This is a genomic window from Nocardia sp. NPDC058497, from assembly GCF_042720195.1.
Taxonomy (GTDB): Bacteria; Actinomycetota; Actinomycetes; order Mycobacteriales; family Mycobacteriaceae; genus Nocardia.
Genome location: NZ_JBHXMY010000216.1, coordinates 1 through 9,013, shown reverse-complemented (window position 1 = coordinate 9,013; position 9,013 = coordinate 1). Strand labels below are relative to the sequence as shown.

The window sequence follows — 9,013 nt, the reverse complement described above, 5'->3', positions numbered from 1 at the left end:
GCGATCAGGCGGGCCGAGATGGGCTCACGACCACGGTGCTTCTTGTCCTGGCGCGCGTACGGGTAGAACGGCAGCACCGCGGTGATCCGCTTGGCCGAACCACGCTTGAGCGCGTCGATCATGATCAGCTGTTCCATCAGCCACTGGTTCAGCGGAGCCGGGAAGCTCTGCAGCACGAAGGCATCCGAACCGCGCACCGACTCCTCGAACCGGACGAAGATCTCGCCGTTGGCGAAGTCACGCGCGGTCTGCGGGGTGATGTCGACGTCCAGCTCCTTGGCGACCTGCTCGGCCAGCTCAGGATGTGACCGGCCGGCGAAGAGCATCAAGTTCTTCTGGTTGTCGATCGAGAACGCGGTCACTGCTGGTTGCCATCCTTTTGCTCGATTGTCTGATCAGACGTCTCGTTTGCCGCGATGGCATCCGCCGCCGCGCGCGCCGCAGCGGTCCCTGGACGGTAACGCTGCACCCAGTTCTCAATGATGCGCTGTGGCCCACCCGACACGGCCAGTGCCCCCGGTGGAACGCTTCTACGCAGCACAGTACCCGCACCGGTATAGGCTCCGTCACCCACGGTGACCGGGGCGATGAACATGGTGTCGCTACCGGTCCGCACGTGGGAACCGACCACAGTGTGATGCTTGGTGACGCCGTCATAGTTCACGAAGACGCTGGAAGCGCCGATGTTGCTGTGCTCGCCGATCGTGGCGTCGCCGACGTAGGTCAGGTGCGGCACCTTCGAGTGCGCTCCGATCGTGGCGTTCTTGGTTTCGACGAAGGCGCCGAGCTTGCCCGCGTCGCCGACAACGGTCCCGGGGCGCAGGTAACTGAAAGGCCCGATGGTCGCGCCGTCACCGATCTCGGCGCGCTCGCCGTGGGTACGGATGACGCTCGCGCCCGAGCCGACGACGACGTCGGTGAGCGTGGTGTCCGGCCCGACCTCGGCGTCCTCGCCGATGTGGGTCTCGCCGAACAGCTGGGTGCCGGGACGCAGCACGGCGTCGCGCCCGATCCGCACGGTCGCGTCGATCCAGGTCGTCGCCGGATCGATGATCGTGACGCCCGCGCGCATGTGCCGTTCGAGGATGTACCGGTTGAGGGTGGCGCCCGCCTCGGACAGCTGCACCCGGTCGTTGACCCCGGTCACCTTGTTGGAGTCGACGAGTCGCGCACCGTGCACGGGATGACCGGCCTCGCGGGCCAGCCGCAGCACGTCGGTCAGGTAGAGCTCGTGCTGTGCGTTGGCGGTGGACAGCCGCCCGATCATGGTGCGCAGCACGGAGGCGTCGAAGGCGTAGACGCCGGAGTTGACCTCTTTGATCTTGGCCTGGGCGGGCGTCGCGTCGGCGTGCTCGACGATCTCGGCGACCTGGCCGTCGTCGTCGCGCACGATCCGGCCGTAGCCGTTGGGGTCGTCGGGGACGAAGGTCAGCACGGTGACGGCGGGCCGTTCGGCGTAGCTACGGTGCTCGTCGAGCAGGGCGGAGAGCGTGTGCCCGTCCAGCAGCGGCACGTCGGCCGAGGTGACGAGCAGATCGCCGTCGAATTCCGCGGGCACCGAGCTCAGTGCGCACTGCACCGCGTGGCCGGTGCCGAGCTGCTCCTCCTGCACCGCGCTGACGATCTCGCGGCCGAGTCCCTTGCCGACCTCGGCGACGGCGGCGCCGACCTTGTCGCGGTCGTGGCCGACCACGGTGATCAGGTGGGTCGGATCGATCTCGGCGGCGGCGTGCAGCGCGTGCGAGAGCATCGACCGACCGGCCAATGGATGCAGCACCTTCGGAGTCTTCGACCGCATTCGCGTCCCAGCACCCGCTGCGAGAACGACGACGGCGGTCTGCGGTGGCATGGATCTCCCTCGGCTGCCTGTCAGCGAGTGTGCTGTGGCGGGTTCGGTCGGTGATGGTGCGGGCCGACGATACGTCACTGTGTCCGTGTGCTCCGCCGCCAGGACTCGAACCTGAACTATCTGAACCAAAATCAGAGGTGCTGCCATTACACTACGGCGGATCGCCACACCAGTGGGCCGTGAGAGCCCACCACTGTGCTACGGCACGGCCATGATCCTCGCACAGTTCCCGCCTCCCCGGAAATTCTGGCCAGACTCAGGTGCGGGGTGTGTTGGGGACGCGGCAAGCTTCGCGAGGGTGGCAGGTTGGCCCGTACCCGGTGAGTTACCCATGTCCTCGCGAAATCAGCTGTTCGGGATGCGATGGTCGCTGTGGTTGCACGGTCTGGGACAGTTGTGGTGATGGTCCAGGGGTAGAGAGGCGTAAAGCGTGTCTTCTAGCGAGTCGGCCCGATTGTCCAGGCCGCGGATGACCGGCACCCAGCGGCGGCAGCAGCTGATCGAGATCGGTCGCGCGTTGTTCGCCGAGCGAGGGTATGACGCGACCTCGATCGAGGAGATCGCGCAGCGCGCGCAGGTGTCCAAGCCGGTGGTCTACGAGCATTTCGGCGGCAAGGAGGGGCTCTACGCGGTGGTCGTCGACCGCGAGATGTCGATGCTGCTGGACATGATCACCTCCTCGCTCACCCAGAATCGCTCGCGGGTGCGGCTCGAGCAGGTGGCGCTGGCGCTGCTCACCTACATCGAGGAACGCACCGACGGCTTCCGGATCCTGGTGCGCGATCAGCCCGCCGCCAATGCCGACGGCCGCTATTCGAGCCTGCTCAACGAGGCCGTCAACCAGGTCGCGCACCTGCTGGCCGGCGACTTCGCTCGCCGTGATCTCGACACCAGCCTCGCCCCGCTCTACGCGCAGGCACTCGTCGGCATGGTGTCCACCGCCGCGACGTGGTGGCTCGACGAGCGCGAACCACCGAAAGAAGTGGTCGCGGCGCATCTGGTCAATCTGTGCTGGAACGGATTGAGCCACTTGGAAGCCGAACCGGGGCTCAGCTCCGAATGGAATACCGGACAGGCGCGCGGATCGGCGGGGTAACCGGACGATAGCGCCTGCTGCCACAGTGAATCCAGGATTCGGCTGCCGTATAGCCGCCTGGTGGTACGGTTCACCCATCCTTTTGGGTGCTGCCGGGCGGTATGTCGATCAAACTTCGGGATGTCGGTCTACTTCAGGATGGCTGGATTATTGGATGACAGGCGGATCTGATGGCTAGGCAAGCGCGCGCGGAGATCACCCGCGACTCCGTCCTTGCTGGCGCTGCCGATGTCTTTCTCCGTTTGGGCTACGCCAACGCGAGCCTCAGCGAAATCATCGCGCAGTCCAATGTGACCAAGGGCGCCTTGTACTTTCACTTCGGCTCCAAGGAGGAGCTGGCCAGGGCGGTGGTCGATCAGGGCAACGAGCGCCTGGTCGGCTCGTGCCAGGGATTCTTCGATTCCCGGGTACCCGCGCTGGAGGCGTGCATCGGGATCACCTACGTGGTGGCCGATCTGTCGATGAACGATCCGATGGTCGGGGCGATGCTCAAGCTCAACCACCAGATCGGCGACTATCGCGGTGCACAGGGCGACAACATCGCCAAGGTCTGGAGCGAGACGTACCGGGTGCTGACCGAGCGCGCCATCGCGCAGGGCGACCTGAACGCCGACCTGGACGCCGACGTGGTCGGACTGCTGCTGCACGAGCTGACGGCGGGCGTGCACATCGTGGCCGTCGGCACCGAGTCGATGGACGAGATGGCGGCCAGGATGGAACGCGCCTGGTACTTCCTGCTGCCCTCGATCGTGCCGCCGGAGAAGCTGTCGTACTTCCGCGAGTTCGCCGCCCGCCGCCTGCGCCGCTACGTGCTCTAGACGCTGCGGTCGGTGGCGAGCACCGCGCGCACGTCGGCCTCGTCGCCGGTGGTCTCGATCCTGACCTCGTTGCGGCCGAACGCGTGCAGCAACAGCTCCGACGGCTTGCCGGTGAGTACGACCTCGGCACCGGGCGCCTTGTGCGCGGTGATCCGGTCGCCGTCCGGCGTCGCCAGCACCACGGCGACAGGTGCCTTGCGATAGGCGGCACGCGCGACAGTGCGCAGCGCCGACCACAGCCGCGACTCGTCGCTCGCCGCCAATTCCCTTGGCGTCCAACCGGGTTCGGCGCGGCGGACGTCCTCGTGATGCACGAACATCTCGGTGAGGTTGGCGAACGCGTCGACCGGCCGCAGCGGTGACCACCAGGGCGGTCCGGTGCGGACCAGTTCGGCGAGCTCGGCGAAGGGCTGCTGCGCGATCTTGTCCTGGGCCGCCTCCAGGTATCCGGCCAGCGGCTTCACCAGGATGCCGAGCGAGGCATCCGGCCGCCGTTCCCTGACCACCAGATGGGCGGCCAGGTCGTGCACCGTCCAGGTACCGCACAGGGTCGGGGCCGACGGCCCCGCTTCGATCATTGTCGCCACCAGGGCTTGGCGTTCGCGCTGAGCCAGACTCACGACCTCGACGGTACGCGTGCATGGGAGAAATCACCTCGTCGGGCGCGACCCGCGACCTCGCAGCGGCGGGGCAGGAGGCGTGCGCCGGAGGTGTCGGTGCCGGTGATTAGACTCGACCCGGAACATCCCGTCTGCGTATTCAGGAGCGTTCATGTCCTCCCTTCGTCCTCCGCTCGCCGGTCTGGCCGAGGCGGCTGGGGGTGACGCCGCACTGCGGACGGTTGCCGACCTGGTCGGCAAGTCCGGAGTGGAACTGGTCGCGCCCTCGGCGGTGCGCCCGTTCGTCGCCGGGACGATCGCGGCCCAGCAGCCGCTGGTCGTGGTCACCGCGACCGGCCGCGAGGCCGACGATCTGACCGTCGAGCTGGCCGAGATGCTCGGCCCGTCGGTGGCGCTGTTCCCGTCCTGGGAGACACTGCCGCACGAACGGCTCTCGCCGGGCCCCGACACGGTGGGCCGCAGACTCGAGGTGCTGCGCAGGCTGGCCCACCCCGACGACCCGGTGTACCCGGAGCCGCTGCGCGTCGTGGTGACCACTGTCCGCTCGCTGATGCAGCCGATGACGGCGGGTCTCGGCGATATCGAGCCGATCGTGCTGCGCGTCGGTGCCGACTACGACTTCGACGCCCTGCTCGCCCGCCTGGTGGAATTCGCCTACACCCGGGTCGACATGGTCGGCAAGCGCGGCGAGTTCGCGGTGCGCGGCGGCATCCTCGACCTGTTCCCGCCGACCGCGGATCACCCTGTGCGCGTGGAGTTCTGGGGTGACGAGGTCACCGAGCTGCGCCCGTTCTCGGTGGCCGATCAGCGCTCGCTGAGCGAGCACACCCTCGACACCGTCGTCGCGCCGCCCTGTCGCGAACTGCTGCTCACCGAGCCGGTGCGCGAACGCGCCGCCGCCGTCGCCGCCGACAACGCCGCCGATGCCGCGCTGGTCGAGATGCTGGACAAGATCGCCGAGGGCATCCCGGTCGACGGCATGGAAGCCCTCCTGCCGGTGCTCGCCCCCGGCAAGCTGAGCCTGCTCACCGAGGCCCTGCCCGCGGGCACCCACCTGCTGCTGTGCGACCCGGAGAAGATCCGCACCCGCGCCGCCGATCTCGTGCGCACCGGCGAGGAATTCCTCGAAGCATCATGGACCGCCGCGTCTTTCGGTAGCGACGCGCCGCTGGGCGCGCACGGCCTCGACCTGGCCGCCTCCGGCTACCGCAGCCTGCCCGAACTGCACACCAGTGCCGACGAACTCGGCCTGCCGTGGTGGACGCTGAGCCCGCTCAGCTCCGGCGATCCGGTCGAGGTGAACCTGCCCGTGCTGGCCGGTCCCACCGCGCGCGGGTCCGAGGAACTGGTCGCCACCATGTTCGCGTCGCTGCGCGCGCACGTGGCAACGGGCGGCCGCGCGGTCATCGTGGTGACCGGACACGGTACGGCGCAACGCATTCTGGAACGCCTCGCCGACGCCGAGGTGCCCGCCGCGGCGCTGGCGGCGGGCGCGGTGCCGGAACCGGGCGTGGTCGGGGTGCTGTGCGGTTCGCTGCACGACGGCCTGATCTTCGACGACGCGAGCCTGGTGGTCGTCGCCGAATCCGATCTGACCGGCAACCGGGTCACCGCACCCACCGAGGGTAAGCGGTTGCCCGCCAAGCGCCGCAACCAGGTCGACCCGCTGGCGCTCACCGCGGGCGACATGGTCGTGCACGACCAGCACGGCATCGGCCGCTTCGTCGAGATGATCGAGCGCACCATCGGCGGGGCGCGGCGCGAGTACCTGGTCATCGAGTACGCGCCGGGCAAGCGCGGCCAGCCGGGCGACCGGCTGTTCGTGCCGATGGAATCGCTCGACCAGCTCTCCCGCTACGTCGGCGGCGAGCTGCCGAGCCTGTCCAAGCTCGGTGGTTCGGACTGGGCGAACACGAAACGCAAGGCGCGCAAGGCGGTTCGCGAGATCGCGGGCGAGCTGGTGCAGCTCTACGCGGCCCGCCAGGCGGCGCCGGGTCACGCCTTCGCCCCGGATACCCCGTGGCAGCAGGAGATGGAGGACGCGTTCGCGTTCACCGAGACCGTCGACCAGATGACCGCCATCACCGACGTCAAGGCCGACATGGAGAAGGCGGTCCCGATGGACCGCGTGGTGTGCGGCGACGTCGGCTACGGCAAGACCGAGATCGCCGTGCGCGCCGCGTTCAAGGCGGTCCAGGACGGTAAGCAGGTCGTCGTGCTCGTGCCGACCACGCTGCTGGCCCAGCAGCACCTGCAGACCTTCACCGAGCGGGTCGCCGGTTTCCCGGTGACGGTGAAGGGCCTGTCGCGGTTCACCGACGCGGCCGAGTCCAAGGAGATCATGGCCGGGATGGCCGACGGCGCGGTCGACATCGTGGTCGGCACGCACCGGCTGCTGCAGACCGGTGTGCGCTGGAAGGATCTCGGCCTGGTCGTCGTCGACGAGGAGCAGCGCTTCGGCGTCGAGCACAAGGAACACATCAAGGCCCTGCGCACCCACGTCGACGTGCTCACCATGTCGGCCACCCCGATCCCGCGCACCCTGGAGATGAGCCTGGCGGGCATCCGCGAGATGTCGACCATCCTCACCCCGCCCGAGGAACGGCACCCCGTCCTCACCTATGTCGGCGCCTACAACGACAAGCAGGTCACCGCCGCCATCCGCCGTGAGCTGATGCGCGACGGCCAGGTCTTCTACGTGCACAACAGGGTGTCCTCGATCGACAAGGCGGCCAAGAAGATTCGCGACCTGGTGCCCGAGGCGCGCGTCGTCGTCGCGCACGGCCAGATGAACGAGGACCAGCTCGAGCGCACCGTGCAGGGTTTCTGGCAGCGCGAATACGACGTGCTCGTCTGCACCACGATCATCGAGACCGGCCTCGACATCTCCAATGCCAACACCCTGATCGTGGAACGCGCCGACTCCCTCGGCCTGTCCCAGCTGCACCAGCTGCGTGGCCGCGTCGGCCGGTCCCGCGAGCGCGGCTACGCCTACTTCCTGTACCCGCCGGAGAAGCCGCTCACCGAGACCGCCTACGACCGCCTGGCCACCATCGCCCAGAACTCCGACCTCGGCGCCGGTATGGCCGTGGCGATGAAGGACCTCGAGATCCGCGGCGCGGGCAATGTGCTCGGCGCCGAGCAGTCCGGCCATGTGGCAGGCGTCGGTTTCGACCTGTACGTGCGCCTGGTCGGCGAGGCCGTCGAGGCGTATCGCGCGGCCGCCGACGGCAAGCCGATCGTCACCGAGGAGACCAAGGAGGTGCGCATCGACCTGCCGGTGGACGCGCACATCCCGCCCGACTACATCGCCAGCGACCGGCTGCGGCTCGAGGCCTACCGCAAACTCGCCGCCGCGCAGGACGATTCGGCGCTGGCCGCGGTCGTGGAGGAGCTCGTCGACCGGTACGGCCCGCTGCCGGTGGAGGTCGGCAGGCTGGTGTCGGTGGCCAAGCTGCGCCTGCTCGCCCGCGCCTACGACGTGTCCGAGATCGTGGTCACCGGAACGACACTCAAGATCGCACCGCTGACTCTGCCCGATTCCAAACAGCTCCGGCTCAAGCGGCTCTACCCGAGCGCGACCTATCGCGCGGCCAGCGGCCTGGTGCAGTTGCCGCTGCCGCGGGTCACCGACAGCGTCGGCGCCGACCGGGTGCGCGATGTCACCGTGCTGCAGTTCGTCGCCGATCTGCTGCTCGCGCTGGACGGCAAACCGCAAGGCATGGTCGATCTTTCGGTGCCGACGGAAGCGACGCCCGTCTGATGGGCGGCGAGGCGACCCAGGAGGCGGCCGACACCGCCGTGGTCGCGGCCGGACTCGCCGGCGCGGTCGAGGTGATGGACCGGCTGTGGCATTTCGGCGGCTGGGAGACCACCCAGACCCACGACTCGCTGCGCCCCTACCTGCTCGAGGAGACCTACGAGCTGCTCGACGCCATCCAGGCCGGTGACTACGAGACCATCAAGGAAGAACTCGGCGACCTGCTGCTGCAGGTGCTGTTCCATTCCCGGATCGCCGAAGCCGCAGGCGAATTCACCGTCGACGAGGTGGCCGCGACGCTGGTGGGCAAGCTGGTCAACCGCAGCCCGCACCTGACCGCGGCCGACCTGCCCGTCGGCACCTCGGTGGCCGACAAGATCGCCGCCCAGGAAAAGGCCTGGGAGGAGCGCAAATCCGCGGAGAAGTCGCGCCGATCCTGCCTCGACGGCATCGCCATGGCCCAGCCCGCGCTGGCACTGGCCGAGAAGGTGCGTTCACGCAGTTCCCTGGCCGGTCTGCCCGACGACCTGGTCCCCGGCGCACTGCGCGTAGTCGAGCTCGGCGGGCCGGATTCCGCCGAGGAACGCCTGCGTAAGGCCACCCTCGATTTCGCCACCGCCATCCGCGCGGCCGAGGACGCCGCGGAATCCGCACGTGGCGAACGTCTCCCGTTGACGGCGCGGGAATGGCGCGCCTACTGGCCGAAATAGCTATCGGTCAGCTAATCGAATCGTTCGCGCAGGTGACGGCTGACAGCGTGTCTGAATACTTGATTCGATACTTGATCGGAGTGGCCAGCGCGAGCATCGTCTCGGTGTGATTCACGCCGTCGATGGCATGCACCCGCTGGATGATTTCCAGCAGATCCTG

At 68.4% G+C, this 9,013-nt stretch carries 6 protein-coding genes, 1 tRNA gene and 1 pseudogene; 4 read left to right on the top strand and 4 right to left on the bottom strand.

Going from position 1 to position 9,013, the window contains the following annotated elements; all coding sequences use genetic code 11:
- The 3 genes and pseudogenes from prsA to ACFWPJ_RS16405 all read right to left on the bottom strand — a co-directional run.
- Positions 1–326: pseudogene (prsA, locus tag ACFWPJ_RS16415) on the bottom strand (ribose-phosphate pyrophosphokinase); the annotation flags it as partial.
- Positions 327–358: 32 nt separating this feature from the next.
- Positions 359–1,849 (bottom strand): bifunctional UDP-N-acetylglucosamine diphosphorylase/glucosamine-1-phosphate N-acetyltransferase GlmU, encoded by a 1,491-nt coding sequence (gene glmU / locus ACFWPJ_RS16410; RefSeq protein WP_378852119.1) that lies wholly within the window; start codon positions 1,847–1,849, stop codon positions 359–361.
- A 90-nt stretch (positions 1,850–1,939) separates the two neighbouring features.
- Positions 1,940–2,010 (bottom strand) — tRNA-Gln (locus tag ACFWPJ_RS16405).
- A gap of 308 nt (positions 2,011–2,318) precedes the next feature.
- On the opposite strand from ACFWPJ_RS16405, the gene ACFWPJ_RS16400 reads away from it, so the two are divergent.
- The gene (locus tag ACFWPJ_RS16400; protein WP_189026023.1) at positions 2,319–2,945 is read left to right on the top strand and encodes a TetR/AcrR family transcriptional regulator; all 627 of its coding nucleotides are present in this window, start codon (positions 2,319–2,321) and stop codon (positions 2,943–2,945) included.
- Between the two features lie 170 nt (positions 2,946–3,115).
- Positions 3,116–3,763 carry a TetR family transcriptional regulator gene (locus ACFWPJ_RS16395; protein ID WP_378852116.1) on the top strand — a complete coding sequence of 216 codons (648 nt, stop codon included), beginning with the start codon at positions 3,116–3,118 and terminating at the stop codon, positions 3,761–3,763.
- Here the strand turns inward: ACFWPJ_RS16395 and ACFWPJ_RS16390 are convergent.
- Positions 3,760–4,383, bottom strand: a complete 624-nt coding sequence (locus tag ACFWPJ_RS16390; protein ID WP_378852113.1) for a TIGR03085 family metal-binding protein — start codon at positions 4,381–4,383, stop codon at positions 3,760–3,762. The genes ACFWPJ_RS16395 and ACFWPJ_RS16390 overlap by 4 nt on opposite strands.
- 151 nt (positions 4,384–4,534) lie before the next feature.
- Between ACFWPJ_RS16390 and mfd the strand changes: the two genes are divergently transcribed.
- The gene (gene mfd, locus ACFWPJ_RS16385) at positions 4,535–8,146 is read left to right on the top strand and encodes a transcription-repair coupling factor (RefSeq protein ID WP_378852111.1); all 3,612 of its coding nucleotides are present in this window, start codon (positions 4,535–4,537) and stop codon (positions 8,144–8,146) included.
- Positions 8,146–8,853, top strand: a complete 708-nt coding sequence (locus ACFWPJ_RS16380) for a MazG family protein (RefSeq protein WP_378852109.1) — start codon at positions 8,146–8,148, stop codon at positions 8,851–8,853. Before mfd ends, ACFWPJ_RS16380 begins: the two co-directional genes overlap by 1 nt.
- The last annotated feature ends 160 nt before the right edge of the window (positions 8,854–9,013 follow it).